Origin of the sequence: Streptomyces spinoverrucosus, from assembly GCF_015712165.1 — a bacterium.
GTDB lineage: Bacteria > Actinomycetota > Actinomycetes > Streptomycetales > Streptomycetaceae > Streptomyces > Streptomyces spinoverrucosus_A.
Genome location: NZ_JADPZX010000001.1, coordinates 4,308,222 through 4,334,597 on the forward strand (window position 1 = coordinate 4,308,222; position 26,376 = coordinate 4,334,597).

The window sequence follows — 26,376 nt, forward strand, 5'->3', positions numbered from 1 at the left end:
AGCTCAGCCCAGATCGGGCGCGTGCATGGCCCGTACGCCCTCGATGTTTCCGTCGAGGTAGTGCCGCAGCGACAGCGGTACGAGATGCACGGAGGCGATCCCGACGCGGGTGAACGGCACTCGTACGATCTCGTACTCGCCGGTGGGGTCGTCGACCTCGGGACCATGCCGCAGGGACGGATCCATGGACTCGAGCCGGCAGACGAAGAAGTGCTGAACCTTCACGCCGGTCGCGCCGCCGTCCTCGCCGATGTGCTCGACGGTGTCAACGAAACACGGCACGACATCGGTGATCTTGGCGCCCAGCTCCTCGTACACCTCGCGATGCAGGGCGTGGACGACGGTGGGGTCATCGGGGTCGACCCCGCCACCGGGAGTGACCCAGTAGGGATCGACACCGGGCTTGGTGCGCTTGATCAGGATCAGGTCGTCACCGTCCAGGAGAACGGCGCGGGCGGTGCGCTTGACCACGGGTCGGACGGTCATGGGAGAAATGTGGCCCGCCATGTTCCACGTGAAACATTGCGGATCGTCACCTGTCGAGCCCGGGGAGTGAAGCCGCCGGATGCCTCGATCCACACCCGCCGGGCGCCCGTTTCCACACCCGCCGACGGTCGATCGCTGGAGCCCTTCGTGCCGCTTCAACACCCGCCTACAGCCGCTCGCGCGAGCCACTCGTGCCCGCGTCAGCACCAGTCGGCGGCCGCCCGCTGCAGCCACTCGTGTGCCCGCGCGATATGCGGCATGGCGAGCGTTCCGGTGCGCACCACCAGGAAGTACGTCCGTAGCGGCGGCACCGTCGGCTCGTGCAGGGCGACCACTTCACCGCGCTCCAGGGCGGGCGCGCACAGATAGCGGGGCAGCACCGCGAGCCCCGCGCCCGCGACCGTGCAGGCCAGGACGGCGCGCAGATCGGGGACGATGACGATGCCGGACGCGGCCGGGCGGGAGTCGAAGACGGAGGCCCAGTAGCGGGCGACGAAGGGCAACGACTCGTGCACCTCGACGACGGGGAGGTTCTCCAGGGCGGGCGCGCCCTTGTGGCGCAGCGTCCCGGCGTCGATCTCCTCCGCCCAGCGCGGGGCGGCGACCAGGACATGCTCCTCGTCGCAGAGCGGAGTCGCGGTGAGCAGGGCGCCGCGTGGGCGGGCCGTGCTGATGGTCAGATCATGATGCCCGGCGGCCAGCCCCTCCAGCGTCTCCTCGGCGTTGCCGAAGGAGGCACGCAGGGCGAACCCCTGGCCGTCCTCCCCGGTCAGCTCCACGAGCGCGGGCAGCGCCCGCTCGGCGGTGAACTCCGGAGGTCCGGCCAGATGCAGCGTGCGTAAGGAGGAGTCGTCGTCGAGCCCGCTCTCGGCGATCTCCACCAGTGCGTCCAGATGCGGAGCGGCCTTGTGCGCGAGTTCGTCGCCCATGGTCGTCGGCGTCACGCCACGCGCCTGCCGCAGGAACAGGGGGCGGCCCAGCTGCCGTTCGAGCGTGCGGATCTGTGAGGTCACGGCCGGCTGGGAGAGGCCCAGCAGGGCGGCGGCGCGGGTGAAGGAGCCGGCCCGGTGCACGGTCACGAACGTGCGCAGCAAGGCCAGATCCATGGCGCGCGCACCCCTTCCCGTCCGCTGCTCCCACCGCGAGGCAGGGCCCAACTATAAATAAGTCGATAGGTCGCTGTCGCTACAGTGATTGGACACTGACAGAGAGTCAACTAGCCTTGGTCGCGCGGTTCTTCGCGCGCAGAACCGAGGACGGTCCGAGCCACGAGGGGGGAGGCTCGGACCGTCCGTCTTACGTAGCCGGACCCCCGCCGGGCGTCCGGAAAGCGGTCACTGCGCCGACTCGTCCAGGGCGCGCAGCACATCCGCCACCAGGTCCTTGGTGTCCTCGGCACCGACCGACAGTCGGATGAAGCCCTCCGGCACCGCGTCCCCTCCCCAGCGCCCGCGCCGCTCGGCGGTGGAGCGCACCCCGCCGAAGCTCGTCGCGTCGTCCACGAGCCGCAGCGCGTCGAGGAATCGGTCCGCACGCGCACGCGTGGGCAGCGTGAACGACACCACGCACCCATAGCCGTGCATCTGCTGCGAGGCGATCTTGTACGACGGGTCGCTCATCAGCCCCGGGTAGCGCACCCCGAGATCCTCGTGCCAGTCGCGCAGCGCCTCGGCCACCGCCAGGGCGCCGACGTTCTGCCGCTCGACGCGCAGCTGGAGTGTGGCGATCGACCGATGAGCGAGCCAGGCCTCCATCGGGCCCGGGATCGCCCCGACGATCTTGCGCCAGCGACGTACGGCGGCCATGGCTTCGGCGTCGCGGCCGACGACGTACCCCAGGAGGATGTCTCCGTGCCCGGTGAGCTGCTTGGTGCCGCTGGCCACGGAGAAGTCCGCGCCGAGCTCCAGCGGGCGCTGCCCGAGCGGTGTGGCGAGCGTGTTGTCGACGGCGACCAGGGCCCCGCGCGCGTGTGCCGCCTCGGCGAGCCGCCGGATGTCGCACACGTCGAGTCCCGGGTTCGACGGGGTCTCGATCCACAGCAGCTTCGCGCCGTCGAGGACGTCGAGCTGGGCGTCGCCGCCGGTCGGCGCGGTGCGCACCTCGATGCCGTACGCCTCCAGCTGTGCGCGCACCAGCGGCAGCACCTGGTAGCCGTCGCTGGGCAGTACGACCGCGTCCCCCGCGCGCAGCTGCGAGAAGAGCACGGACGAGATGGCGGCCATCCCGGAGGCGAACACGAGCGTCTCGACGCCGCCCCGCCCGGGTGCCTCCAGCTCGCCGATCGCCCGCTCCAGATGCGTCCAGGTCGGGTTCTCGTCGCGGCCGTAGGTGTACGGTCCCGTGGGCTCGCCCGGCAGATGGAAGTGGGCGGCGAAGACCGGACCGGGCAGGGTCGGCTCGTGCTTCACCGGCTCGGGCAGCCCCGCCCGCACCGCGCGCGTGCCCTCGCCGACGCCCCCCTCCGCGCCCGTACCGTCTGCAGAATCGCTCATGCCGCCCGTCCTTCCACGTGCTCGCGTACCGCGGCGAGCAGTCCCGCACTCGCCGCCTCCACCATCTCAAGGCACTCCTCGAAGCCCTCCCGGCCCCCGTAGTAGGGGTCCGGGACGTCGAGGTCGTCGCCCGCGGCGGGATCGTAGGAACGCAGCAGGCGCACCTTCGCCGCCTCCTCCTCGGTGGGCGCGAGGCGGCGCAGCGCCTTCAGGTGCCCGGAGTCGAGCGCGATGACGAGGTCGAGCCGGGAGAACCACGACGGCTGGAACTGCCGTGCGATGTGTTCGGTGTCGTAGTCGTGCCCCCGCAGTACGGCGACGGTGCGTGGGTCGGCCGGATCGCCTTCGTGCCAGCCGCCCGTGCCCGCGCTGTCGACTTCGACGAGGCCGTCCAGCCCGGCCTCGGCCACCCGGGCGCGGAAGACGGATTCGGCCATCGGGGAGCGGCAGATGTTGCCGGTGCAGACGAAGCAGACGCGGTAGGTCATGGCGCTCAGTCCCGGTCCGGGAGGACGACGTTGAGCGCCCAGGAGACGATCGAGATGATCAGGCCGCCCAGGACGGCCGTCCAGAAGCCCTCGACATGGAAACTCAGGTCGAACTGGTCGGCGAGCCACGAGGTCAGCAGCAGCATCAGCGCGTTGACGACCAGGGTGAACAGGCCGAGCGTGAGAATGAGCAGCGGCAGGCTCAGCAGGTTCACGATCGGCTTGACCAGGAAGTTCACCAGGCCGAAGATCAACGCGACCACGAGCAGCGTGCCGACCTTCTTCCCGGTGCTGTCCCCGGTCAGGGTGATCTTGTCGAGCAGCCATACGGCGACCGCCAGGGCGCCCGCGTTGGCGATCGTCTTGACTACGAAATTCATCATGTGTCTGATCGTGGCAGACGAGATCCGATACGAATACGGGCGCGAGGGCGACGAAGCGATGAAGGCATTCCGGCTGGACGAACTGGAGGCGGAGCGCGCCGCCAACGAGGGGGCCTACCTGCAGTTTCTGCGCGAGCGGAACATGTCGGTCGGTCTGTACGCGCTCAACGCGGGCGAGCACGATCCGCAGAAACCGCACAACCAGGACGAGGTCTACTTCGTCGTGAGCGGCCGTGCCGCGATCACCGTCGGCATGGAGACCACCGAGGTGGCCCGCGGCAGCGTGGTGTACGTCCCGGCCGGGGTGGCTCACAAGTTCCACCACATCAGCGAGGACCTGCGGGTGCTCGTGGTGTTCTCTCCGCCCGAGAACTGACCCACCAGCTCCGGGTTTTCGTCCTCCGCGCCCCCGGATTCCCTAGGGGATCGGTCAGGGGAGGACAAGGGCTGCGAGGCCCCCGTCGGGCACGTCGCCGGCCCTAGCATCGAGGCAGGACATCACAGGACCCGGCGGGACCGGAGCGCTCACAGGGAGTCGTGCGGCCGCCGGGCAGAGAGAGAAGGACGAGGGCGATGCGAGAGATCTTCGCGGGTCTGCCGTGGTGGGTGAAGTGGATCGCGGTGCCGGTCATCGCCCTGGTCGTGTTCGGCGGCGTGATAGCCAGCGTCGTGGGCTTCGTGATCGGGCTGCTGTTCAAGCTGCTGGTCTTCGTGGCCCTGGTCGGTGGACTCATCTATGTCGTACGGAAGTTCACGACGAACTCCTCGTCGCGTGGCGACTGGTGAGAGCTGTCGTGGCGACTGGTGAGAGCTGTGGGTGACGGGAACCGGTAACAGGAATCACCGGTTCCCTCGGGGGAGGGAAGTTTCCGGGCGGACGGGTCTGCGGGCGGTGGCGGGCCAATAGAGTCCGGAACCCGACGTGGGGGCAACCCCGCGAGCGGCGTACACACCCGTACAAACCCCTCCCGTGTTCACCCTGCACGGGCTGCCCCACTCGCGCTTCGGGAGTGACCCTTGGCCACGGCAGACACCGCACCCGCAGACCCCTACGCACCCCCCACGCCCCAGCACAACGCCACCCTCATCGGGTCCGTGCAGCGCGCCATGCGCCTGCTGGAGGCCGTCGCCGAGCATCAGCACGGCGCACCCGCGAAGCAACTGGCCCGCGAGACCGGCCTCGCCCTCCCCACGACGTACCACCTGCTGCGCACCCTGGTGCACGAGAGCTACCTGCGCCGGGAGAAAGGACTGTTCTTCCTCGGCGAGGCGGCCGAGCGGTTGGCCAGCAGCGGAGCCCAGCAGAAACGTCGCAGCACGGTCAACGAGACCCTCGCACGCTGGCGGGACTCCATCGGCGTGCCCGTGTACTACGCGATCTACCGCGACGGCGAGATCGAGGTCATGTGCGTCTCCGACACCCCGGGCAATCCGGCGGTGGAGGAGTGGGCCGACTTCCGCGAGACCGGCCACGCGCACGCCATCGGCCAGTGCCTGCTGTCCCAGCTGAACGAGAACACCCGCCGGGACCACCTCGACCGCTATCCCGTGCAGTCGATCACCCCGTACACCGTCCGCGACAGCCGCACGCTGCTGCGACGACTCGAACGAACGAGCCGGATGGAACCGGTGACCGAGCGCCAGGAGTACGCGCTCGGGACGGTGTGTGCGGCCATTCCGATCACTGTGGGTGACACCGCGGGAACGATGGCCATCTCGCTTCCCAGCCACCAAGTGGACCGCCTGCTGCCCGCAGCCCGGCAATTGCAGAGCGAGGTGGGTCGTGCGCTGGGGTCACTCGCGATCTCTATCAGTATCTGAAAACTCACTCCTTGTGATCTGGTGTGTACGTTCAGCAAGATGCCACCAGGTATCAGAGGTTCATTCCCGGCCAATCGAACGGCAAGTGACGGGGTAGGCGATGCGCGAGTCCGTACAGGCAGAGGTCATGATGAGCTTTCTCGTCTCCGAGGAGCTCTCCTTCCGCATCCCTGTGGAGCTGCGCTACGAAACGTGTGATCCCTACGCCGTGCGGCTGACCTTCCATCTGCCCGGTGATGCCCCGGTGACCTGGGCCTTCGGCAGGGAGCTGCTGATCGACGGGGTCGGGCGGCCGTGCGGGGAGGGCGATGTGCGGGTTTCGCCGGTCGAACCGGAGTCGCTCGGCGACGTCCTGATCCGGCTTCAGGTCGGCAACGACCAGGCGTTGTTCCGCTCCTCCACGGCTCCGCTGGTCGCCTTCCTCGACCGCACGGACAAGCTCGTGCCGTTGGGCCAGGAGGGTTCCCTCGCCGACTTCGACGCACACCTCGACGAGGCGCTGGACCGGATTCTGGCGGAGGAGCAGAGCGCCGGGTGAGCCGTCCCTGGGGTGGGTGGTGTAACGCTTCGCCTGAGGTGGATGGGGTTTGTGTGGCCCGAAGTCCCGGCTTCAACCGGCTGTAGCCGGGGCTTCGAGTGTGGTGGCCACGGCGATGGAGGCGGGCGGGCAGGAACGCTCCCTGCCCGGGGTCCTCAACGGCTCCTCCGGATCTCGGGCGTTCGGCGTGCGGGCGGCGTCAGTGCCTGCGCCCAGGGCGCTACAACGCCTGGTCCCATGGCGCTACAACGCCTGATCCCAAATCGCTCAACGCCTGGTCCCAGGTCGCTCAACGCCTGCGCCGCCGCCCCCTCCCGGCGCGGGCCGGTGCCGGTGCTTCGGTGCCGGCCGCGGCCGACGCCGGGGCGGGCTCCTTGGCGGGCCGGTCGGCCGACACCACCAGGGCCGCGAGCGCCGTGGTGACCGGCACCGAGGCCACCAGGCCGATCGAACCGACCAGCGTGCGCACGATCTCCTCCGCGACCAGCTCGCTGTTGGCGACCGTCCCCACGCTGCTCTGCGCGATGGAGAACAGCAGCAGCAGCGGGAGTGCTGCGCCCGCGTAGGCGAGGACGAGCGTGTTGACGACGGAGGCGATGTGGTCGCGGCCGATGCGGATGGCCGCCCGGTACAGCCCCCGCCAGCCCATTGCCGGGTTGGCCTCGTGCAGCTCCCAGACCGCCGAGGTCTGCGTGACCGTCACGTCGTCGAGGACACCGAGCGAACCGATGATGATGCCGGCCAGCAGCAGACCGCTCATGTCGATCGACGGGTACAGGCCGTGGATGAGACCGGTGTTGTCGTCGGTGTTGCCCGTGAGCGCGGCCCAACCGATGAACAGCGAGCCGAGGACGCCGATCAGCAGCAGTGAGATCAGCGTGCCGAGCACTGCCACGGATGTTCGGGCCGACAGACCGTGGCACAGATACAGGGCGATCAGCATGATGGCGCTCGCCCCGACCACCGCCACGACCAGCGGGTTCGAGCCCTGCAGGATCGCGGGCAGGATGAAGAAGTTGAGCACCAGGAAGCTGATGGCCAGCGCGACCAGTGCCATGACGCCGCGCAGCCGCCCGACCGCCACGACGGCCAGTGCGAAGATGCCGGCGAGCAGGGTCATCGGGAGTCGGCGGTTCACGTCGGTGACCGAGTACTGCAGGTCCTCGGGCGCGGAGGGTTCGTACGCGACCACGACCTTCTGGCCCTGGTTCAACTGGCGTGACTGGTCCGGCTGCACGATCTCGGTGAACGTACGGCCCTTGTCCTCGCCGGTGTCGATTCGGATCGTCGCGCGCTTGCAGGTGCCGTTCGCCTGCTGCTGGGCGGACGAGCCCTCGGCGGTGGAGGTGTCGCCGTTCGGTGTGTCGGCCGAGGCGTTGACCGAGTCGCAGGGCAACTCCTCGATCTTGGTGACCGTGGCCTGCTGGGTCTGCCGGTCGAAGCCGACGCCGGTGCGCTCGTGGGGCGGGGCACCGCCGGGCCACAGTACGGCGAGGCCGACTACGACGGCGGCGGCGAAGGGGATGAGCACCGCCGCGATGACCTTGCGCAGGTGCAGGGAGACGGGGGCGGCGGGTCCGTGCGCGTGACTGTGCGAGTGGCCGTGGCCGTGTCCGCCGCCGTGTCCGCCGCCGTGTCCGCCGCTGGGGCCGAGTCCTGGCTCGTCACCGGGCCCATGGCCGCGCCCGTTGCCGCCTCCGCGGCCGCTTCCGTGGCCGGGGCCGTGCCCTTGGCCGCCGCCGGGCGTGGAGTGGCCGGGGCCGTTGTCGCCTCCCCGGCCGGGGCCGTGCCCTTGGCCGCCGCTGGGCGCGGAGTGCCCGTGGCCGTCACCCGGGCCGGGACCGTAGCCTCGACCACCGCTCAGGCCACCGTCCACGCCATGCCCGTGCCCGTCGCCATAACCGGAGCCCTGCCCGGGGAAACCCCCGGCACCCGCACCGTGCTCGTGCCAGCCACCCTGCCCAGAGCCGCGTCCCTGTCCGCCCTCGGCAACGGGACCCAGCCCCTGCCCCCCACCGCCGGGGTATCCGCCCCCAGAGCCGTACACACGGCCGCCGGGAGTACTGCCAGAACCCCTCTCAGGACCCCCGCCAAGCCCGGAGCCAACACGCGCCCCCATGCCGGCAGGGTCGCCACCCATGCCCGCGCCCATGCCGCGAGCGTCGCCTCCCACGTCCGCGCCCATGCCGCGAGCCCCGCCTCGGCCCATGCCGGGAGCCTCGCCTCGACCCATGCCCGCCCCCGCTCCGGGAGCCTCGCCTCGACCCATGCCCGCCCCCGCGCCGGGAGCCTCGCCTCGACCCATGCCCGCCCTCGCGCCCGGAGCGTCACCCCGCGCCATGCGCGACCCCGCGCCGGGAGCATCGCCTCGACCCATGCCGGGCGTGTCACCCCGCCCCATGCCGGGAGCATCGCCTCGACCCATGCCGGGAGCATCGCCTCGACCCATGCCAGGAGCGTCACCCCGCCCCATGCCAGAAGCGTCGCCTCGACCCATGCGCGACCCCCTGCCCGAAGTACCACCCCCGCCCATCCCAGCGCCGCTTCCCGACCCCATGCCGGAGCCGGTTCCGCGCGGCGGTTCGTGCGGCGGGAACGGGGGCTGCTGATTCGTGGTCACCGACCGATCATCGCAAGAACGACCGGGCCCCTCTGTTCACCGCGCCCGAATTGACGCTAGCGTGGGGACACCTTTGTACACGCGGGAGCTCGGAGCACCGGGCTGAGAGGGCGCTGACCTCCGTCTTCGCGATGTTTCACGTGGAACGTGACTCGGTCCGAGTGATGTTTCCCATGAAACTCCGGCAGACGGAAACCGCTGCGTCGACCGCCGAACCTGTTACCGGGTAATGCCGGCGTAGGGAGATCGGTCTCATGGCCAACAAGGACGCACGCACGCCTGCCTCCACCCAGAACGCGACCAACGACGCGAGCAACGGGGAGGCCGGGAAGTCCATCGGCTGGCACAAGGCGTACGTCGAGGGTTCGCGCCCCGACCTGCGCGTGCCAGTCCGTCAGGTGCACCTCACCAACGGGCAGTCGGTCACGCTGTACGACACATCCGGCCCGTACACCGATCCACTCGTCGACACCGACGTCCGCCGCGGTCTTCCGCCGCTGCGGGAAAACTGGATCATTGCTCGCGGCGACACGGAGGAGTACGCGGGCCGTCCCGTCCGTCCCGAGGACGACGGGATCAAGCACACCTCGCCGCGCGGCGGGCTGCGCAACCTCGACGCCGTCTTCCCCGGCCGCCCGCGCCTGCCACGCCGCAGCCGCGACGGTCAGGCGGTCACGCAGCTCGCGTACGCGCGCCGGGGCGAGATCACGCCCGAGATGGAGTACGTGGCCATCCGGGAGAACGTTTCGCCCGAGGTCGTACGGGAGGAGATCGCGGCGGGCCGGGCCGTACTGCCCGCCAACGTCAACCACCCGGAGATCGAGCCGATGATCATCGGCAAGCGGTTCCTGGTGAAGGTCAACGCCAACATCGGCAACTCCGCGGTGACGTCCTCCATCGAGGAGGAGGTCGAGAAGATGACCTGGGCGACCCGCTGGGGAGCCGACACGGTCATGGACCTGTCCACCGGCCGCAACATCCACACCACCCGCGAGTGGGTGCTGCGCAACTCCCCCGTCCCCATCGGCACGGTGCCGCTCTACCAGGCGCTGGAGAAGGTCGACGGCAAGGCCGAGGAGCTGACCTGGGAGATCTACAAGGACACGGTCATCGAGCAGGCCGAGCAGGGCGTGGACTACATGACGGTCCACGCGGGCGTACGCCTGCCGTACGTGCCGCTGACGGCGAACCGCAAGACCGGCATCGTCTCGCGCGGCGGCTCGATCATGGCGGCGTGGTGCCTGGCGCACCACAAGGAATCGTTCCTGTACGAGAACTTCGAGGAGCTCTGCGAGATCCTCGCCGCCTACGACGTCACGTACTCGCTGGGCGACGGCCTCAGGCCGGGCTCGATCGCGGACGCCAACGACGAGGCGCAGTTCGCGGAGCTGCGAACGCTCGGGGAACTCAACCGGATCGCCAAGCGTTTCAACGTGCAGACCATGATCGAGGGCCCGGGACATGTCCCGATGCACAAGATCAAGGAGAACATCGACCTTCAGCAGGAGATCTGCGATGAAGCTCCGTTCTATACGCTCGGCCCGCTGACGACGGACGTCGCGCCGGCGTACGACCACATCACCTCCGGCATCGGTGCCGCGATGATCGCTTGGTGGGGCACGGCCATGCTCTGCTACGTCACGCCCAAGGAGCACCTGGGCCTGCCCAATCGCGACGACGTCAAGACCGGCGTCATCACCTACAAGATCGCTGCCCACGCAGCCGACCTCGCCAAGGGACACCCCGGTGCGCAGGAATGGGACGACGCGCTGTCCGACGCCCGCTTCGAGTTCCGGTGGGAGGACCAGTTCAACCTGGCCCTCGACCCGGACACGGCACGGGAGTTCCACGACGAGACCCTCCCGGCTGAGCCCGCCAAGACGGCGCACTTCTGCTCGATGTGCGGGCCGAAGTTCTGCTCGATGAAGATTAGCCAAAGCATCACAGAGCGGTTCGGTGGTGCGGCGGCTGAGGGAGCCTCGCCCGAGGAGATCGCAGAGGGCATGCTCCAGAAGTCGAAGGAGTTCGCGGCGAGCGGGAACCGCGTATACCTGCCGCTGGCGGACTGAAAGGCATTCGCATGGGCCCCTCTCCGGCGCGGTGGAGGGGCCCGTGCCGATGTCCGTTGCACTCACCGAGACCTAGCTGGTACGGGCTACGATCGCGTTCATGCCAGAGGTGGGCCGTAAGTTGACGCAGCTGGGCAGGAGTTCGGCTGAGTTGTTCTGGACCGTGGACCGCGCGTTGGGTGGCGATCGCGCGCCCACACGTGGGCAACGCTTCGCGGCGCGACACCCGCTCTCGGTAGGCCTGGTGGCCGGTGTCTTCGCGGCCGGTTTTTTCACCTTCGTGGCCCTTTCGAGCGGGACGCAACCGTCGGACATTGCGCTTGCAGCGGTGGGCGGCGTCCTCATAGGCGCCGTCTTCGGGGCGACAGCCCGGATGGAGCGGGCGCGTCAGCGGCGCTTGCGGCGACGGGGATTGTGGGACGGCTCGTAGGAGCAGTTCGGTGGTGACGAGGGCTCGACGCCTGAATCGATCGAGGCGCGGATGGTCGAGAAGTCGAAGGAGTTCGCGGCGGCGGGTAACCGTGTGTACCTGCAGCTCGCGGAGACGGCCGGCTGACCCGGCCGCCTCAGTGGAGGGGGGCCCGCCAGGCCACCAGTCCGGGCCGGCCCGCCTCTACGAAACCCACCGCGAACGGCTTGTCTCCGTCGTCCGTCACCAGGTGGATGCTGCACTCCGTCACGCTGTCGCCCGGCGGGATCATCCGGGCGACCCAGTCGGACGGACAGCCGGGGATCTTCGTGTCGAGGACGAAGGGGGTCTTCCCCCGTATCTGCCGACCGCCCTCGGTGAGCAGGCGGACACGGTCGGCCTGGTTGGCGTAGAGGTCTTTCGGCCCGGGGTTGGTGTAGGTGACCGACACGTAGTACGGGACGCCGCGCCGCTCGTTCTCGTTGAGGTCGAGGTCCAGGCCCGCGAGGTCGGCCGCGCTGCCCCGGCGTACGGAAACCAGCGTGGCGGGCAGTTCGAGGATGCCGTCCTCGCGGGCGTCCCACCGGACGCGGACGATGTCGCCCGGCTCCGCCATCCCGGCGGACGCCGCCTCGAGGCCGCCCTCGACGGGCCAGGTGGCGACCGCGCCGCCCTTGTCGAGGTAGCCGTCGGCGTTGTGCGTCAGCGAGTGCACGCCGACGCCCTCGGGCAGCGCGTAAGTCACGCAGGTGTTATATGAGTCGCCGGGCGCCAGCGTCTTCGGTGCGGTGTCCGCGCAGTACAGGTCGACCCCGCCCGGCCTCCCGCCGCTGACGTAGACCTTCTCCCCGCGCGCCCAGTCGGTGCCGTTCAGGGCGAAGTTGCTGTCCACCATGTAGGTGGCGGGGATCTTCTTCCGGCCGGTGTTGGTGACCTCGAAGGTGAGGTAGTGGGGGACCATGCCCTTCAGATCCTCGTCCACGCGCGCCCCCCGCATGTCCTCCTCCGAACCCCGGACCAGGCTCTTGACCGTGATCCTGACCTCGTACGACCGGTGGTCGGTGTCCGTGTGGACGACGTCCCGTGCGCCGGTCCGCACCGGTAGGTCCGTCCAGGAGGCAGGCCTCTCCGCGGCTCGCTCCACGGTCTCGCCCGCGCCCTGTTCCCCCGCGCACCCGGCGACGAGGGGTATCGACGCCGCGCCCATGGCGGCCTTCCTGATGTAGCTGGACAGGCGCATGGACTTCCCTTGACGCACGATGATCCGGATCCGCCGGAGGACTGACGCATCGTAGACGTCACAGCGGAGGTGGAGGCGGTGGGTGGAGGGCCCGGTGCGGTTGCTTTCGCTTCTGGCCCTCAGCGAGAGTCTGGCCGTGGCATGGCCCAGAAGTCGAAGGAGTTCGCGGCGGCCGACAACCGCATGTACCTGCCGATCGCGGGCTGACCCGAAACGAACCGGCGGGGTCGTGAAGGCCGCGCGACCCCGTCGTCGTCTCGGACCAGCCCGCACACGACAGCGCACCGACACCGCCGGATCTCCGGCTTGCGCACCCCGGACGGGGACGCAAGCCGCAGGTCATTCCGGCCTGTGGTCCGGGCCCCCGAAGTCCGGGCTGGTGTAGTCCGGACTGGTGAAGCTCGGACGCGCGCCCGACGGGCCGTCACCGGGGCTGGTGAAGCCCGGGCGGTCGTAGCCCAGGTGCGGGATGCGACTGGTCGGGATCGTCGGGGCCGTCCGGCGCAACGGGGCCGGACCGGGGTCGGTGAGCGCCTCCCGGAGGAACGGCATGATGCCGTTCTCCAGCAGGGCCTGGCGCCAGGCTTCCCTGGCCCTGGCCACCTCGCCGCTGAGTTCGCCGTACGGTCCGGATTCGAGCGAGGGCCGGTTGCGCAGTGCGGTGAGCAGCAGCCCGACGGCGGCGAGCAGAATCGCGACCGCGGTCACGGCGCCGAACACCCATCCGGTGGTGACCATGGTCTGGGCGATGCCCGGCTCGGGGTCGAGCATCTTCAGGGTGTAGCCGACAAGCAGGAAGATCGCCGCGGCCGTGCCGGCCAGGACGGGTGCCAGAACCGCCATGATGGCGACGGCGCCCGCGCCGACGGTTTCGGCGGCGGCCTCTCCCATGGTGGTGGCGAGCCCCATGGCGCCCGTGCCCGGCTCGGTGGAGCCGGACTCGCGGGCGGTCGACGGGGTGGACGGCGCCGGACGGCGCAGTTCCTCGCGGACCTTCACGTAGTGCTGGTACTCGGTCGCCGCGGCCGCCGTGATGAGTGCGGTGGCGTTGAGCGCCATGGTGCGCAGCTGTTCGGGGTTGAGCCGCTGTCCCACAGCGGCCAGTTCCGGTCGGTGGTGTGCGGAGCGCAGCGCCTCATCGAGGAGCCGCTCGTATTCCTGGCGGTCCTCGCTCAACAGGTGCTGCGGAACGCTGTTCATGTGCATCCCCCGATGCTCCGTAGGGCTTGGGGCTCGCACGCTGACGAGCCGTCGGGCAGAAACGGAGGGGAGCCTGCTACGGATAAGGCGATGGTAGAGCGGTGACAGTGCGCCGTGACAGGGGGTTTGAAGAAATTGGCCCCTGGCCTGCGCCGTCGTGCGCCGGTCCGCCGTCGGGGTACGCCTGCCCCGGGAACGCTCAGATATCCAGGGGAAGTTGCTGGACCAGCAGCTTTCCGGCCATGGTCACCCCACCGTCCATCGCGATGGCGAGGCCGTCGGCGTAGACGTGCGGCCCGTCGACCACCGGTCCCGTGCTGTCCTCGCCCTCCTCGGAGCCGACCTCGCCCAGCAGGTAGGGAATCGGGCTGTGGCCGTGAACGATTCGGGTGCCGCCGTACGTATCGAGCAGTGAGCGTACGGCGTCGGCGCCGCCCTCGTCGCGGAAGGAGAAGCGCTTGGTGAACTTGCGGAACAGGTCCCAGACCTCGTCCGCGTCGTTACGGGTGAGGGCCTCGCGGACGTTGTCGTTGACGGCCTCGATGGAGTCGCCGTAGTCGAGATAGGCGGTGGTGTCCGAGTGGACGAGCAGATGGCCGTCGATCTCGACGAGCGCGTCGAGGCGGGCCATCCACTGCAGGTGGTGGTCCTGGAGCCGGTCCATGTCGGTTTTCTGTCCGCCGTTGAGCAACCAGGCCGCCTGGAAGGTGGCGGTGCCCGCGCCGGAGTTGACGGGCGTGTCGCCGAACCGCTTGGCGCCGAGCAGGAGCAGTTCGTGGTTGCCCATCAGGGCCTTGCAGTAGCCGCCGGCCGCGGCAGCCTCGGCGGACAGCCGCATCACGAGGTCGATCACGCCAATGCCGTCCGGGCCGCGGTCGGTGAAGTCGCCCAGGAACCACAGCCGGGTGGTACCGGCGCACCACTGGCCGGCGGTGTCGATGAGGCCCTTCTCCCGCAGCGCCGCCACCAGCTCGTCGAGGTAGCCGTGTACGTCGCCCACGACGTACAGGGGGCCGGGACCGGTGGTGGGCTGCGGCTGCGGGGTCGGCACGGCCTGCGGGTCGACGGTCACCTGAACCGTGTCACCCCGGTTGATGACGGGCAGGTCGCGCTCCGTGGGCGTGTACTCGTCCGGGTGGTCCACCGGCTCGGCGACGGGGCTGACGACCTCGCCGGGATGCGCGCTGTGGACGTACGGACCGGTCTCGTGCACGTAAGCGGGCACCCGGAAGTCGCGCAACGTCGCCGTCCGCTCCACCTCGGGTCCCTGACCGGCCCCCTGAGTCATCGACCCCTCCACCATCGCGCCGCATCTGCACCGCATCGGACTGCCTGGTCGCAGCGGCCCGCGGTGTCGTGGGCCCATCATAGGAATGCGGATCGCGCCGTGTGATGACCCAGGGGTGGTGAATCGGAGCGGGAGTCCGGTTCACCGCGGCTTTCGCCCCGATTGGGCCGGGCTTTCACCGGCCCGGGGACGGTGCCGTGCCATGCCTGCGTGGTTCTTCAGCCTGAGCCTGTCCGGGGGATCATGCGGCAGACACGGGGCTTGGCACGCCCTTCCTCAGGCTCTTCGAGCAGGGGGTGCCCCCATTGGGCGCCCAAGCCCCGCTCACCTGCGCCGATGGTCACGGCATTCGGCGTCGCGGGGCCTGGCACGCCTAGTCGGGCGTCCGCGGTGGGCTGACCGTGGTGCGCGGGAAGCGCCGTTGTGATGACGTGCGCACGATCAGCTCGGTCGGTATGACCTGCTCGACCGGCTGGTCCGACTCGACGCTCTCGATGGCGTCGATGAGCAGCTGGACCACGGCCGTGCCGATCCGGCGCGGCTTCAGGGAGAGCGTGGTGATGGGCGGCTCGGTGTTCGCGTACACGGTGGACTCGCTGCAGCAGACCAGCAGCAGATCGTCCGGTACGCGCAGTCCGTAGCGACGGGCGGCGGCGAGCAGGTCGGTGCCGTTCGGGTCGAACAGACCGTAGACGGCGTCCGGCCGGTCGGGCCGGGCGAGCAGTCGGTCGGCGGCGACAGCGCCCGCGCAGGGATCGTGCGCCGGGTACGCCTCGTACACCGGGTCCTGGCCGACACGTTCGCACCAGCGCAGGTACGCCGTCGTGGACAGGTGTGTGTAGGTGTCGGTCGTGGTCCCGGTCAGCAGGCCGATCCGTCGGGCGCCGGCCTCGGCGAGGTGGTCGAGGATGCCGAGCACCGCGGCCTCGTGGTCGTTGTCGACCCACGCCGTGACCGGAAGCGAGCCGGCCGGGCGGCCGTCGGAGACGACCGGTAAACCCTGCCTGACCAGTTCGCTGACGACCGGATCCTGGTCGGAGGGGTCGATGACAACGGTGCCGTCGAGGGCGACGTTCGACCACACGTCGTGGCGGGAGGTCGCGGGCAGGATGACGAGGGCGTAGCCGCGGGCGAGCGCGGCCGAGGTGGCGGCGCGGGCCATCTCCGCGAAGTACGCGAACTCCGTGAAGGTGAAAGGTTCATCCCCGTATGTCGTCACGGTCAGACCGATCAGGCCGGACTTGCCGGTACGGAGAGTTCGGGCCGCGGCCGAGGGGCGGTACCCCAGCCGGTCGGCGACCTCGCGGACATGGCGGCGGGTGGCGTCCGGGAGCCGGCCCTTGCCGTTGAGGGCGTCGGAGACGGTCGTGATGGAGACCCCGGCGGCGGCGGCCACATCTCTGATGCCCGCCCGGCCCGGCCGACTGCCTCGACGAGAGGTTTCCGCGCGGCTCACCTGGTGCTTCCCTGCTGCTGTCATGGCGAGCCGATAGTAGGGCTCATGCGGTGGGGTAGTGCGGACGCATATGCACCCGTTGACAGACACGTTTCTGCAAGGTCATAAAGTATCAAATACCTTGGAAAACAAGGGAGTTGAGCCTCCCTATTGCAGTACGTGACTTGTCGGCGCGTACGGGCCTGCCAAGACCTCGATGTTTCGAAGAGGTCTCAACTCACCTGACCGGGGGATGCGCGCTACGGCGTGAGCCACCGGCGCGTAGATATATGTGTGGCGCGCCCCCCGATTCGTACGCCTTCATGCGGTGATGCCCCTGATGCCAGTGGGACTGATGAGGTGAGGCCGCTCAGTCATACGCAGCCGCGCCTCACCCATACGCAGTCGCGCCGAATCCTCATAAGGTGAGAAGCATTGGAAGCCGGCGGCGGTCAGGGGCCGCCGGTGGTCGCGAGGAGGACTGCGGTGAGTGAGACGAGCCCCAAGCTGCGCGCCGAGCTGGAGGGAATTCCCACCTACAAGCCGGGCCGGCCGGCCGCGGCCAACGGGCCGGTGGCATACAAGCTGTCCTCCAACGAGAACCCCTATCCGCCGCTGCCCGGCGTGATGGAGAGCGTGACGGCCGCCGCCTCGTCCTTCAACCGCTACCCGGACATGTTCTGTACGGACCTGGTGAACGAGCTGTCCGACCGTTTCGGCGTCCCCGCGTCCCACCTGGCCACCGGCACCGGGTCGGTCGGTGTCGCCCAGCAGCTGGTGCAGTCCACCAGCGGGCCCGGCGACGAGGTGATCTACGCCTGGCGCTCCTTCGAGGCGTACCCGATCATCACGCAGATCAGTGGTGCCACGTCCGTGCAGGTGCCGTTGACGCCGGGTGCCGTGCACGACCTGGACGCGATGGCGGACGCGGTCACGGACCGGACTCGGCTGATTTTCGTCTGCAACCCCAACAACCCCACCGGCACGGCCGTTCGGCGGGCCGAGCTGGAGCGCTTCCTGGACCGGGTGCCGGGTGATGTGCTGGTCGTGCTCGATGAGGCCTACCGCGAGTTCATCCGCGACCCCGAGGTGCCGGACGGCGTCGAGTTGTACCGCGAGCGGCCCAACGTCTGTGTGCTGCGGACGTTTTCCAAGGCGTACGGCCTGGCCGGTCTGCGCGTCGGGTTCGCCATCGCGCATGAGCCGGTGGCCGCCGCCCTGCGCAAGACGGCGGTGCCCTTCGGAGTGAGCCGACTGGCGCAGGATGCGGCGATCGCCTCGCTGCGTGCCGAGGACGAGTTGCTCGGCCGGGTCGGGTCACTGGTGTGTGAGCGCAACCGCGTGGTCGACGGGTTGCGCGACCAGGGCTGGACGATCCCCGAGACTCAGGCCAACTTCGTGTGGCTGCCGCTGGGTGAGCGCGCGGTCGCCTTCGCGGCGGCGTGCGAGCAGGCGGGTGTGATCGTGCGGCCGTTCCCGGGCGAGGGTGTGCGCGTGACGGTCGGGGAGGCCGAGGGGAACGACATCTTCCTGAAGGTGACGGAAGGGTTCCGGAAAGAGCTGTGAGTAAGGGTCGGGCTCTGAGGGGCGAGCTCTGAAGTGCGGGGCGAGTTCTGAGGGGTGAGCTCTGAAGTGAGGGCGAGTTCTGAGGTAGGGCAAGGCGGCGACCGCGGCGGCGCAATCGAGGGTGCGGTCGCCCCGACCCTGGGAGAGACACCCCCATGCTCAGGCCGCCCCTGGAACCATCCCCGCGCTCAGCCCTCCACAACCTCCACCCGAATCGGGTCGCCGTCGTGGACGGTGGCCAGGACGCGGGGATCGCCGTCGATACGGCCGAGGATGTTGCACGGGCTGGCGAGGCGGCACTCGTCGCCTTGCGAGATGGGCGTGGGCCCGTAGGGGAGTGCGAGGGCGTCGCCGTCGGTCCAGAAGGCCACCGTGCCGGGCTCGACGACCTGCCGAGCGTTCGTTTCACGTGAAACGGCGACGCCCGTGTCGAAGTAGACCTCCTCGCCCCAGGTGTGCGCGGCGGAGGCAAGCGGCAGTGCCTTGGTCAGGGCCTGAGTGGTCGGGGTGTCGTCGAGGGTCGCAGTGAGGTGCCCCGAGGGCCAGGAGATACGGATCTTTATCAGGTGCGTCTGCATGCTGGAATTCAACAATATGTTGAATGCACTGCCAAGGGGTTGACGTGACGTAGGGGGTACCCCCCTTCAGGTGTCGAGCAGCTGTGCGTCATAATGGCTTGTGAATGTGAACGCGTTCACAAGCGCCTCGATTGCCTGGGATGTGAAGGGCAAAGGGGGCACGCTGCCGCACTGTCCACGGCGATGTAAGGAGAGACGACGTGGAACTGGCTTTGGCACCGGAGACTCTGGCGCGATGGCAGTTCGGCATCACCACCGTCTACCACTTCCTGTTCGTCCCCCTGACGATCTCGCTCGCCGCCCTCACAGCCGGCCTGCAGACCGCCTGGGTGCGCACCGAGAAGGAGAAGTACCTCAGGGCGACCAAGTTCTGGGGCAAGCTCTTCCTGATCAACATCGCCATGGGTGTCGTCACCGGCATCGTGCAGGAGTTCCAGTTCGGCATGAACTGGTCCGACTACTCGCGCTTCGTCGGTGACGTCTTCGGCGCGCCCCTCGCCTTCGAGGCCCTCATCGCCTTCTTCTTCGAGTCCACCTTCATCGGGCTGTGGATCTTCGGCTGGGACAAGCTGCCGAAGAAGATCCACCTGGCCTGCATATGGATGGTCTCGATCGGCACGCTGCTCTCGGCGTACTTCATCCTCGCAGCCAACTCGTGGATGCAGCACCCGGTCGGCTACCGGATCAACGAGGAGAAGGGCCGGGCCGAGCTCACCGACTTCTGGGCCGTACTGACCCAGAACACCACGCTCAACCAGGTCTTCCACAGCTTCTCGGCGGCCTTCCTGACGGGCGGCGCCTTCATGGTGGGCATCGCCGCCTTCCATCTGATGCGCAAGAAGCACATCCCGGTCATGCGGACGTCCCTCCGGCTCGGCCTGGTCACCGTGGCGGTCGGCGGACTGCTCACCGCGGTCAGCGGAGACACCCTCGGCAAGGTCATGTACGAGCAGCAGCCGATGAAGATGGCCGCTGCCGAGGCACTGTGGGACGGCGAGAAGCCGGCGCCGTTCTCCGTCTTCGCCTACGGGGACGTCGACAAGGGACACAACAAGGTCGCCCTGGAGATACCCGGACTCCTGTCCTTCCTGGCCCACAGCGACTTCGAGTCCTATGTGCCGGGCATCAACGACACCAACAAGGCCCTCCAGGAGAAGTTCGGCCCCGGTGACTACAAGCCCATCGTTCCCGTCGCCTACTGGGGCTTCCGGTGGATGATCGGCTTCGGGATGGCGTCGTTCTCCATCGGCCTGCTGGGGCTGTGGCTCACGCGGAAGAAGTTCCTGCTGCCGGCCGCGTACCGGACCGGGGAGGACGAGGTACCGCATCTGGTCCTGCTGAGGAAGCCGCTCGGGTCGCGGCTGACCCGCCTGTACTGGCTGGTGGCGGTCTGGACGATGGCCTTCCCGCTGATCGCCAACTCCTGGGGTTGGATCTTCACCGAGATGGGCCGCCAGCCGTGGGTCGTCTACGGCCTGTTCCAGACCCGCGACGCGGTCTCCCCCGGTGTCTCCCAGGGTGAGGTCCTCACCTCGATGATCGTCTTCACCACGCTCTACGCCATCCTCGCCGTGATCGAGGTCAAGCTGCTCGTGAAGTACGTCAAGGCCGGCCCTCCCGAGCTCACCGAGGCCGACCTGAACCCGCCCACGAAGATCGGCGGCGACGCCCGTGACGCCGACAAGCCGATGGCCTTCTCGTACTAGGCCGAGGGAGCTGCACAGTCATGGAACTGCACGACGTCTGGTTCGTCCTGATCGCCGTCCTGTGGATCGGCTACTTCTTCCTGGAGGGCTTCGACTTCGGGGTCGGTGTCCTCACCAAGCTGCTGGCCCGCAACCGGCCGGAGAAGCGGGTACTGATCAACACGATCGGCCCGGTGTGGGACGGCAACGAGGTGTGGCTGCTGTCGGCCGGTGGCGCCACGTTCGCCGCCTTCCCCGAGTGGTACGCGACCCTCTTCTCGGGTTTCTACCTGCCGCTGCTGCTCATCCTGGTCTGCCTGATCGTCCGGGGCGTCGCGTTCGAGTACCGGGCCAAGCGGCCCGAGGAGAACTGGCAGCGCAACTGGGAGCACGCGATCTTCTGGTGCTCGCTGATCCCGGCGTTCCTGTGGGGCGTGGCCTTCGGCAACATCGTCGGCGGCGTGAAGATCGACCGTGACTTCGAGTACGTCGGCAACCTGTGGGACCTGCTCAACCCGTACGCGCTGCTCGGCGGTCTGGTGACGCTGACCCTGTTCACCTTCCACGGCGCGGTGTTCACGGCCCTCAAGACGGTCGGGGACATCCGGGAAAGGGCCCGCAGGCTGGCCTTCCGGGTCGGCCTTGTCACGGCCGCGCTGGCGGTGCTCTTCCTGCTGTGGACGCAGATCCAGAGTGGGAACGGCAAGAGCCTGGTCGCCATGGTGGTGGCGGTGGCCGCGCTGGTCGTGGCGCTCCTGGCGAACCAAGCCGGGCGCGAGGGCTGGTCGTTCGCGCTCTCCGGCGTCACCATCGTCGCCGCCGTCGCGATGCTCTTCCTGTCGCTGTTCCCGAACGTCATGCCGTCCTCGCTCAATGACGGCTGGAGCCTGACGGTCACCAACGCCTCGTCGAGCCCGTACACCCTGAAGATCATGACCTGGTGCGCGGCGATCGCCACACCGATCGTCCTGCTCTACCAGTCGTGGACGTACTGGGTGTTCCGCAAGCGGATCGGTACCCAGCACATCGCCGAACCCGCACATTGAGTCCGGCCGGGGTGTGTTTCACGTGAAACACACCCCACGTGACTGAAGGGCATGTTTCACGTGAAACCCATCGATCCGCGCCTTCTGCGCTACGCCCGCGCCACCCGACTCTTCCTGGTGGCGGTCGTCGGTCTGGGTGCCATCGGCGCCGGGCTGGTCATCGCCCAGGCCATGCTCATTGCCGAGACGGTCGTCGGCGCGTTCCAGCACGGAATGACCGTCGTCGAACTCCGTGCTCCTCTCCTGCTGTTGGTGGCTGTGGCCTGCGGCCGGGCGCTGGTCTCCTGGCTCACCGAACTTGCCGCGCACCGAGCCGGCGCGGCGGTGAAGTCGGAGCTTCGGGGGCGGCTGCTGCAGCGATCAGCGGAGCTGGGCCCCGGGTGGCTGAGTGGGCAGCGCACCGGATCGCTGGTGGCCCTTGCCACGCGTGGAATCGACGCCCTCGACGACTACTTCTCGCGCTATCTGCCGCAGCTGGGCCTCGCGGTGGTCGTGCCGGTGGCCGTGCTGGCGCGGATCGTCACGGAGGACTGGGTCTCCGCCGCCATCATCGTCGGCACCCTGCCGCTCATCCCGATCTTCATGGTGCTGATCGGCTGGGCCACCCAGTCCCGGATGGACCGTCAGTGGCGGCTGCTCTCCCGGCTGTCCGGGCACTTCCTGGACGTGGTCGCAGGGCTGCCGACCCTCAAGGTGTTCGGACGGGCCAAGGCGCAGGCCGAGTCGATCAAGCGGATCACCGGCGAGTACCGGCAGGCGACGATGCGGACGCTGCGGATCGCGTTCCTGTCGTCGTTCGCGCTGGAGTTGCTCGCCACGATCTCGGTCGCGCTGGTCGCCGTGACGATCGGCATGCGGCTCGTGCACGGTGAGATGGACCTCTACATCGGCCTGGTCATCCTGATCCTCGCGCCCGAGGCGTATCTTCCGCTGCGGCAGGTGGGCGCGCAGTACCACGCGGCGGCCGAGGGACTGTCCGCGGCCGGGGAGATCTTCTCGGTTCTGGAGACGCCCGTGCCGGCGTCGGGGACCCGCACCCCGCCCGCGGGTGCGCTGTCCTTCGAGGGCGTGACCGTCCGGTACCCGGGGCGGACCACGGACGCCGTGTCCGACGTGACCTTCGCCGTCGGGCCCGGGGAGACGGTCGCGCTCGTCGGGCCGAGCGGTGTGGGCAAGTCGACGCTGCTGAACGCGCTGTTGGGGTTCGTGCAGCCGACCGAGGGGCGGGTGCGGATCGGGGGAGTGGATCTCACCGACGTCGATCTGGAGCAGTGGCGGGCGCGGATCGCCTGGGTGCCGCAGCGGCCGCACCTGTACGCCGCGACGATCGCCGAGAACGTACGGCTGGCCCGCCCCGAGGCGGACGACGCGGCCGTACGGCGGGCATTGGCGGACGCGGGAGCGCTCGCGTTCGTGGACGCCCTTCCGCGCGGTGTCGACACCGTGCTCGGCGAGGACGGCGCCGGACTGTCCGCGGGCCAGCGGCAGCGCCTCGCGTTGGCCCGGGCCTTCCTCGCGGACCGGCCCGTGCTCCTGCTCGACGAGCCGACGGCCGCGCTCGACGGGGAGACCGAGGCCGAAGTCGTCGCCGCGGTACGGCGGTTGGCGGCCGGCCGGGCCGTGCTGCTGGTCGTGCACCGGCCGGCGCTGCTGGGTGTGGCCGACCGGGTGGTGCGGCTGGACGAGGCGGAACGGGTGGTGCTGCTGGACGAGGCGGAACGGCCGCCGTGGCGGGACGCCGCCGTCTCCCCCGCCCGTGTGGCCACCGGGACGTCGTCGGCGGCCACGCGGCCGACCGAGGCTTCCGAGATCCTCAGGGAGGCGCACGAGGCCGCCGGCGCGGCACGCGGCGGTGGTGGCGTCCTCGCCCGCGTCCGCGCCATGTCCGGTGCCCGGCGCGGACGGCTGGGCCTGGCCCTGTTGCTCGCGAGCCTCGCCCTCGGCAGCGCCGTCGGACTCATGGCCACCTCCGGCTGGCTCATCTCCCGGGCCTCGCAGCAGCCACCGGTGCTGTATCTGATGGTGGCCGTGACCGCCACGCGCGCCTTCGGGATCGGGCGGGCCGTGTTCCGGTACGCCGAGCGGCTCGTGTCCCACGACGCGGTGCTGCGGATGCTGGCCGACACGCGGGTGGCCGTCTACCGCCGACTGGAACGGCTGGCGCCCGCCGGGCTGCGCCAGTCCCGCCGGGGCGACCTGCTCTCGCGGCTCGTCGCCGATGTGGACGCCCTGCAGGACTACTGGCTCAGGTGGCTGCTGCCCGCCGGTGCCGCGGTCGCCGTCTCCATGGCCGCCGTCGGCTTCACCGGCTGGCTGCTGCCCGAGGCCGGCGCGGTGCTCGCCGTCGGACTGCTCGCCGCCGGCGCCGGCGTCCCGCTGGTCACCGCCGCCGTGGCGCGGCGCGCGGAACGCAGGCTCGCCCCCGCCCGCGGGGTACTCGCCACGCGCGTGGCCGACCTGCTCACCGGCACCGCCGAACTCACCGTCGCCGGCGCCCTGTCCGCACGTACCGCCGAGACCCGGCAGGCCGACACCGCACTCACCCGGATCGCCTCGCGCGCCGCCACCGCCACCGCGATCGGCGACGGGCTCACCGCGCTGATCTCCGGCCTGACGGTCACAGCCGCTGCGCTCGTGGGCGCCCAGGCGGTCGCCGACGGACGGCTGAACGGCGTGGCCATGGCAGTCGTCGTACTCACCCCGCTGGCCGCCTTCGAGGCCGTGCTCGGGATGCCGCTCGCCGTGCAGTTCCGGCAGCGGGTGCGCAAGAGCGCCGAGCGGGTGTACGAGGTGCTGGACGCCCCCGAGCCCGTACGGGAACCCGAGCGGCCGCGGCAGGCGCCCGCGTCGCCGTTCCCGGTCGCTGTCAAGGGCCTGACGGCCCGGCACGCCGGGCAGGACCGGGACGCGCTCACCAGGCTCGACCTGACGCTCGACAAGGGGCGCCGGATCGCTGTGGTCGGTCCGTCCGGCTCCGGCAAGACGACGCTCGCGCAGGTGCTGCTGCGCTTCCTGGACGCGGACACCGGCTCGTACACGCTGGGCGGCGTGGACGCGCACGCCCTGGACGGTGACGACGTACGGCGGCTGGTCGGGCTGTGTGCGCAGGACGCGCACCTCTTCGACACGTCCGTGCGCGAGAACCTGCTGCTCGCCAGGAGGGACGCCACCGAGGACGAACTGCGCGACGCCCTGCGGCGCGCCCGGCTGCTCGACTGGGCCGACGGCCTGCCCGAGGGGCTCGACACGCTGGTCGGCGAGCACGGGGCACGGCTGTCCGGTGGGCAGCGGCAACGGCTGGCGCTCGCCCGCGCGCTGCTGGCCGACTTTCCCGTCCTCGTCCTCGACGAGCCCGCCGAGCACCTCGACCTGCCGACGGCCGACGCGCTCACCGCGGACCTGCTGGCCGCGACCGAGGGCCGTACGACCCTGCTCATCACGCACCGGCTGGCCGGACTGGAGGCCGTGGACGAGGTGGTCGTGCTGGACGGGGGACGTGTGGTGCAGCGCGGGCCGTTCGCGGAGCTGGCCGCGGTGGAGGGGCCGTTGCGGGCCATGGCGGAGCGGGAGGCGGAGGCGGAGGTGCTGGTGGGGGCTACGTAGCCGGTGCCGTGGGAGTTGGGCAGCCGGGTTGGGGGTGTGAGGTAGCTGGGTCCGGGCGGCGTGAGGTAGCCGGATCCGGGTGGCGTGAGGTAGCTGGGTCGGGGTGGCGTGAGGTAGCTGGGTCCGAGTGGCGTTCGGTTCCGTGACAAGTCGGGCCCAGTGACTACGACCCGGGCATGGCGACGGGCCGTCAGGCTGCCCGGCAGCGCCCCCTGTTCGGCCGTAGCGCTCTGCTCCATCCGTGCGTGACGTCCCCCGTGCGCACGACTCCGACAGGACCGCGGGCGGCGCGCGGGCCAGGATCGCTGACATGCGCTCATCCCGCCGCCCCCGCTGGCTCCTCCCGGTGCTGCTGTGCGCGCTCGCCGTGCTGTTGGCCCGGCCCGTCGAGACGCCCGAGAGGAGCCCGGCCCGGGGTGGCGCCGATCCCGATGTCGGCGCCGAGGTGGCGCGGCTGTACGAGGACGCGGCCGCGGCGACGCGGCAGTACGAGGAGGGCCGCCACGCGGCCGAGGCCCAGCGGAGGCGCGCCGGTCGGCTGGAGGAGCTCCTCGACCGCGAACGGCGGCAACTCGCCGCCCTGCGCGAGGACCTGGGCCGGATCGCGCGCGCCCAGTACCGCAGCGGTGGGGACGTCCCCCTCGCCGCGCGCATGCTCCTCGCGCACAGGCCCGAGGAACTGCTGCGCCGGCAGCACGCGGTGTCGAAGGCAGACCTCGCCGTCACCGACGCGATCACCAAGAGCCGTCGCGCGGAGGCCAGGCTCGCTGCGGACGAGCGGAAGGCGGCGGCGGAGTGGAAGGCGTTGGAGCGGCGGAACGCCAAGCTCGTGGCGCTGAAGCAGAACATCCAGCGCAAACTCGAGGAGGCCCGCGAGAGGTTGCAGGGGGAGGCCGACTCCTCCGCCGCGTCGGGCACCTGCCCGGGCGCTGTCCGGCTCCACCAGCCGGACACTTCCTTCACACGCGCGTGGGTGGCGCCGCTGGGGACGTACCAGCTGTCCGCGCGGTTCGGCAGCGGTGGGGCGAGGTGGGCGAACCGGCACACCGGGCAGGACTTCGCGGTGCCGATCGGCACGCCGGTGCGGGCCGTCGGCGGGGGCCGGGTCGTGAAGGTGTCCTGCGGCGGAGCCTTCGGCATCCAGATCGTGATCGCGCACCCCGGCGGCTACTACACGCAGTACGCCCACCTCGCCTCGGTCGCCGTCGACCAGGGGGATCACGTGGTGCCGGGGCAGTGGATCGGTCAGTCCGGCACGACCGGCAACTCGACCGGCCCGCACCTGCACTTCGAGGTACGGATCACTCCGGAACTGGGGTCGGGGCTGGATCCGGTGCCGTGGCTGGCGGCCCGAGGCGTCCACCTCTGACACCGATCGCCGACGGTGCGAAGGCGGGGACTTTGCCCCCTGACCCTGGCAGACGGCAGA

21 protein-coding genes are annotated in these 26,376 nt (G+C 69.9%); 10 read left to right on the top strand and 11 right to left on the bottom strand.

Annotation, left to right across the window (positions count from 1 at the left end; all coding sequences use genetic code 11):
* Positions 1–3: 3 nt before the first annotated feature.
* The 5 genes from I2W78_RS19370 to I2W78_RS19390 all read right to left on the bottom strand — a co-directional run bounded on the left by I2W78_RS19370 (position 4) and on the right by I2W78_RS19390 (position 3,849).
* Positions 4–486 (bottom strand): NUDIX domain-containing protein, encoded by a 483-nt coding sequence (locus tag I2W78_RS19370; RefSeq protein ID WP_196461546.1) that lies wholly within the window; start codon positions 484–486, stop codon positions 4–6.
* A gap of 200 nt (positions 487–686) precedes the next feature.
* Complete coding sequence (locus I2W78_RS19375; RefSeq protein ID WP_196461547.1) at positions 687–1,592, bottom strand: LysR family transcriptional regulator; 906 nt, start codon at positions 1,590–1,592, stop codon at positions 687–689.
* Between the two features lie 228 nt (positions 1,593–1,820).
* Entirely contained in the window at positions 1,821–2,978 is a 1,158-nt protein-coding gene (locus I2W78_RS19380) for a cystathionine gamma-lyase (protein WP_196461548.1), read from the bottom strand.
* A complete protein-coding gene (locus I2W78_RS19385) occupies positions 2,975–3,466 on the bottom strand; it encodes a low molecular weight protein-tyrosine-phosphatase (RefSeq protein WP_196461549.1) in 492 nt (163 codons plus the stop codon). Before I2W78_RS19385 ends, I2W78_RS19380 begins: the two co-directional genes overlap by 4 nt.
* Positions 3,467–3,471: 5 nt before the next feature.
* Positions 3,472–3,849, bottom strand: a complete 378-nt coding sequence (locus tag I2W78_RS19390) for a phage holin family protein (RefSeq protein ID WP_196461550.1) — start codon at positions 3,847–3,849, stop codon at positions 3,472–3,474.
* Between the two features lie 58 nt (positions 3,850–3,907).
* Between I2W78_RS19390 and I2W78_RS19395 the strand changes: the two genes are divergently transcribed.
* The 4 genes from I2W78_RS19395 to I2W78_RS19410 all read left to right on the top strand — a co-directional run bounded on the left by I2W78_RS19395 (position 3,908) and on the right by I2W78_RS19410 (position 6,208).
* On the top strand, positions 3,908–4,225 hold the full coding sequence (locus tag I2W78_RS19395) for a cupin domain-containing protein (protein ID WP_141312150.1): 318 nt from the start codon (positions 3,908–3,910) through the stop codon (positions 4,223–4,225).
* 197 nt (positions 4,226–4,422) lie between these two features.
* Positions 4,423–4,635, top strand: coding sequence for a DUF5326 family protein (locus I2W78_RS19400; protein WP_196461551.1), 213 nt, complete (start codon positions 4,423–4,425; stop codon positions 4,633–4,635).
* A 309-nt stretch (positions 4,636–4,944) separates the two neighbouring features.
* Positions 4,945–5,670, top strand: a complete 726-nt coding sequence (locus I2W78_RS19405) for an IclR family transcriptional regulator (protein WP_307783974.1) — start codon at positions 4,945–4,947, stop codon at positions 5,668–5,670.
* A gap of 100 nt (positions 5,671–5,770) precedes the next feature.
* Positions 5,771–6,208, top strand: coding sequence for an SsgA family sporulation/cell division regulator (locus I2W78_RS19410; protein WP_196461552.1), 438 nt, complete (start codon positions 5,771–5,773; stop codon positions 6,206–6,208).
* A gap of 289 nt (positions 6,209–6,497) precedes the next feature.
* On the opposite strand, the gene I2W78_RS19415 is transcribed toward I2W78_RS19410, so the two are convergent.
* The gene (locus I2W78_RS19415) at positions 6,498–8,072 is read right to left on the bottom strand and encodes a YibE/F family protein (RefSeq protein ID WP_196464629.1); all 1,575 of its coding nucleotides are present in this window, start codon (positions 8,070–8,072) and stop codon (positions 6,498–6,500) included.
* A 1,010-nt stretch (positions 8,073–9,082) separates the two neighbouring features.
* Here I2W78_RS19415 and thiC point away from each other — a divergent pair.
* Complete coding sequence (thiC, locus tag I2W78_RS19420; protein ID WP_230885510.1) at positions 9,083–10,897, top strand: phosphomethylpyrimidine synthase ThiC; 1,815 nt, start codon at positions 9,083–9,085, stop codon at positions 10,895–10,897.
* A gap of 566 nt (positions 10,898–11,463) precedes the next feature.
* Here thiC and I2W78_RS19425 read toward each other — a convergent pair.
* The 4 genes from I2W78_RS19425 to I2W78_RS19440 all read right to left on the bottom strand — a co-directional run bounded on the left by I2W78_RS19425 (position 11,464) and on the right by I2W78_RS19440 (position 16,514).
* Positions 11,464–12,546, bottom strand: a complete 1,083-nt coding sequence (locus I2W78_RS19425) for a hypothetical protein (RefSeq protein WP_196461553.1) — start codon at positions 12,544–12,546, stop codon at positions 11,464–11,466.
* 339 nt (positions 12,547–12,885) lie between these two features.
* Positions 12,886–13,752: a hypothetical protein gene (locus I2W78_RS19430; RefSeq protein WP_196461554.1), complete on the bottom strand. Its 867-nt coding sequence runs from the start codon at positions 13,750–13,752 to the stop codon at positions 12,886–12,888.
* A 193-nt stretch (positions 13,753–13,945) separates the two neighbouring features.
* Positions 13,946–15,049 (bottom strand): metallophosphoesterase, encoded by a 1,104-nt coding sequence (locus I2W78_RS19435; RefSeq protein WP_269066566.1) that lies wholly within the window; start codon positions 15,047–15,049, stop codon positions 13,946–13,948.
* Positions 15,050–15,407: 358 nt separating this feature from the next.
* A complete protein-coding gene (locus I2W78_RS19440; RefSeq protein WP_196461556.1) occupies positions 15,408–16,514 on the bottom strand; it encodes a LacI family DNA-binding transcriptional regulator in 1,107 nt (368 codons plus the stop codon).
* A gap of 441 nt (positions 16,515–16,955) precedes the next feature.
* Here I2W78_RS19440 and hisC point away from each other — a divergent pair, with 441 nt between their 5' ends.
* On the top strand, positions 16,956–18,035 hold the full coding sequence (gene hisC, locus I2W78_RS19445; protein ID WP_196461557.1) for a histidinol-phosphate transaminase: 1,080 nt from the start codon (positions 16,956–16,958) through the stop codon (positions 18,033–18,035).
* Positions 18,036–18,223: 188 nt separating this feature from the next.
* Here the strand turns inward: hisC and I2W78_RS19450 are convergent, their stop codons facing one another.
* Positions 18,224–18,613 carry a cyclophilin-like fold protein gene (locus I2W78_RS19450; RefSeq protein WP_196461558.1) on the bottom strand — a complete coding sequence of 130 codons (390 nt, stop codon included), beginning with the start codon at positions 18,611–18,613 and terminating at the stop codon, positions 18,224–18,226.
* A gap of 200 nt (positions 18,614–18,813) precedes the next feature.
* Here I2W78_RS19450 and I2W78_RS19455 point away from each other — a divergent pair, with 200 nt between their 5' ends.
* From I2W78_RS19455 to I2W78_RS19470, 4 genes are all read left to right on the top strand, one after another.
* Positions 18,814–20,319 (top strand): cytochrome ubiquinol oxidase subunit I, encoded by a 1,506-nt coding sequence (locus tag I2W78_RS19455; RefSeq protein WP_196461559.1) that lies wholly within the window; start codon positions 18,814–18,816, stop codon positions 20,317–20,319.
* Positions 20,320–20,339: 20 nt separating this feature from the next.
* Entirely contained in the window at positions 20,340–21,344 is a 1,005-nt protein-coding gene (gene cydB, locus I2W78_RS19460) for a cytochrome d ubiquinol oxidase subunit II (protein WP_196461560.1), read from the top strand.
* Positions 21,345–21,395: 51 nt separating this feature from the next.
* Entirely contained in the window at positions 21,396–24,947 is a 3,552-nt protein-coding gene (cydD, locus tag I2W78_RS19465) for a thiol reductant ABC exporter subunit CydD (RefSeq protein ID WP_230885512.1), read from the top strand.
* A gap of 310 nt (positions 24,948–25,257) precedes the next feature.
* Entirely contained in the window at positions 25,258–26,316 is a 1,059-nt protein-coding gene (locus I2W78_RS19470) for a M23 family metallopeptidase (RefSeq protein WP_196461562.1), read from the top strand.
* The last annotated feature ends 60 nt before the right edge of the window (positions 26,317–26,376 follow it).

What these genes read in the sequence shown, in the direction of transcription:
- I2W78_RS19370 (WP_196461546.1), bottom strand. Translation starts at nt 486, where the DNA reads ATGACCGTCCGACCCGTGGTCAAGCGCACCGCCCGCGCCGTTCTCCTG.
- I2W78_RS19375 (WP_196461547.1), bottom strand. Translation starts at nt 1,592, where the DNA reads ATGGATCTGGCCTTGCTGCGCACGTTCGTGACCGTGCACCGGGCCGGC.
- I2W78_RS19380 (WP_196461548.1), bottom strand. Translation starts at nt 2,978, where the DNA reads ATGAGCGATTCTGCAGACGGTACGGGCGCGGAGGGGGGCGTCGGCGAG.
- I2W78_RS19385 (WP_196461549.1), bottom strand. Translation starts at nt 3,466, where the DNA reads ATGACCTACCGCGTCTGCTTCGTCTGCACCGGCAACATCTGCCGCTCC.
- I2W78_RS19390 (WP_196461550.1), bottom strand. Translation starts at nt 3,849, where the DNA reads ATGATGAATTTCGTAGTCAAGACGATCGCCAACGCGGGCGCCCTGGCG.
- I2W78_RS19395 (WP_141312150.1), top strand. Translation starts at nt 3,908, where the DNA reads ATGAAGGCATTCCGGCTGGACGAACTGGAGGCGGAGCGCGCCGCCAAC.
- I2W78_RS19400 (WP_196461551.1), top strand. Translation starts at nt 4,423, where the DNA reads ATGCGAGAGATCTTCGCGGGTCTGCCGTGGTGGGTGAAGTGGATCGCG.
- I2W78_RS19410 (WP_196461552.1), top strand. Translation starts at nt 5,771, where the DNA reads ATGCGCGAGTCCGTACAGGCAGAGGTCATGATGAGCTTTCTCGTCTCC.
- thiC (WP_230885510.1), top strand. Translation starts at nt 9,083, where the DNA reads ATGGCCAACAAGGACGCACGCACGCCTGCCTCCACCCAGAACGCGACC.
- I2W78_RS19425 (WP_196461553.1), bottom strand. Translation starts at nt 12,546, where the DNA reads ATGCGCCTGTCCAGCTACATCAGGAAGGCCGCCATGGGCGCGGCGTCG.
- I2W78_RS19430 (WP_196461554.1), bottom strand. Translation starts at nt 13,752, where the DNA reads ATGCACATGAACAGCGTTCCGCAGCACCTGTTGAGCGAGGACCGCCAG.
- I2W78_RS19435 (WP_269066566.1), bottom strand. Translation starts at nt 15,049, where the DNA reads ATGGTGGAGGGGTCGATGACTCAGGGGGCCGGTCAGGGACCCGAGGTG.
- I2W78_RS19440 (WP_196461556.1), bottom strand. Translation starts at nt 16,514, where the DNA reads ATGACAGCAGCAGGGAAGCACCAGGTGAGCCGCGCGGAAACCTCTCGT.
- I2W78_RS19450 (WP_196461558.1), bottom strand. Translation starts at nt 18,613, where the DNA reads ATGCAGACGCACCTGATAAAGATCCGTATCTCCTGGCCCTCGGGGCAC.
- cydB (WP_196461560.1), top strand. Translation starts at nt 20,340, where the DNA reads ATGGAACTGCACGACGTCTGGTTCGTCCTGATCGCCGTCCTGTGGATC.
- cydD (WP_230885512.1), top strand. Translation starts at nt 21,396, where the DNA reads ATGTTTCACGTGAAACCCATCGATCCGCGCCTTCTGCGCTACGCCCGC.
- I2W78_RS19470 (WP_196461562.1), top strand. Translation starts at nt 25,258, where the DNA reads ATGCGCTCATCCCGCCGCCCCCGCTGGCTCCTCCCGGTGCTGCTGTGC.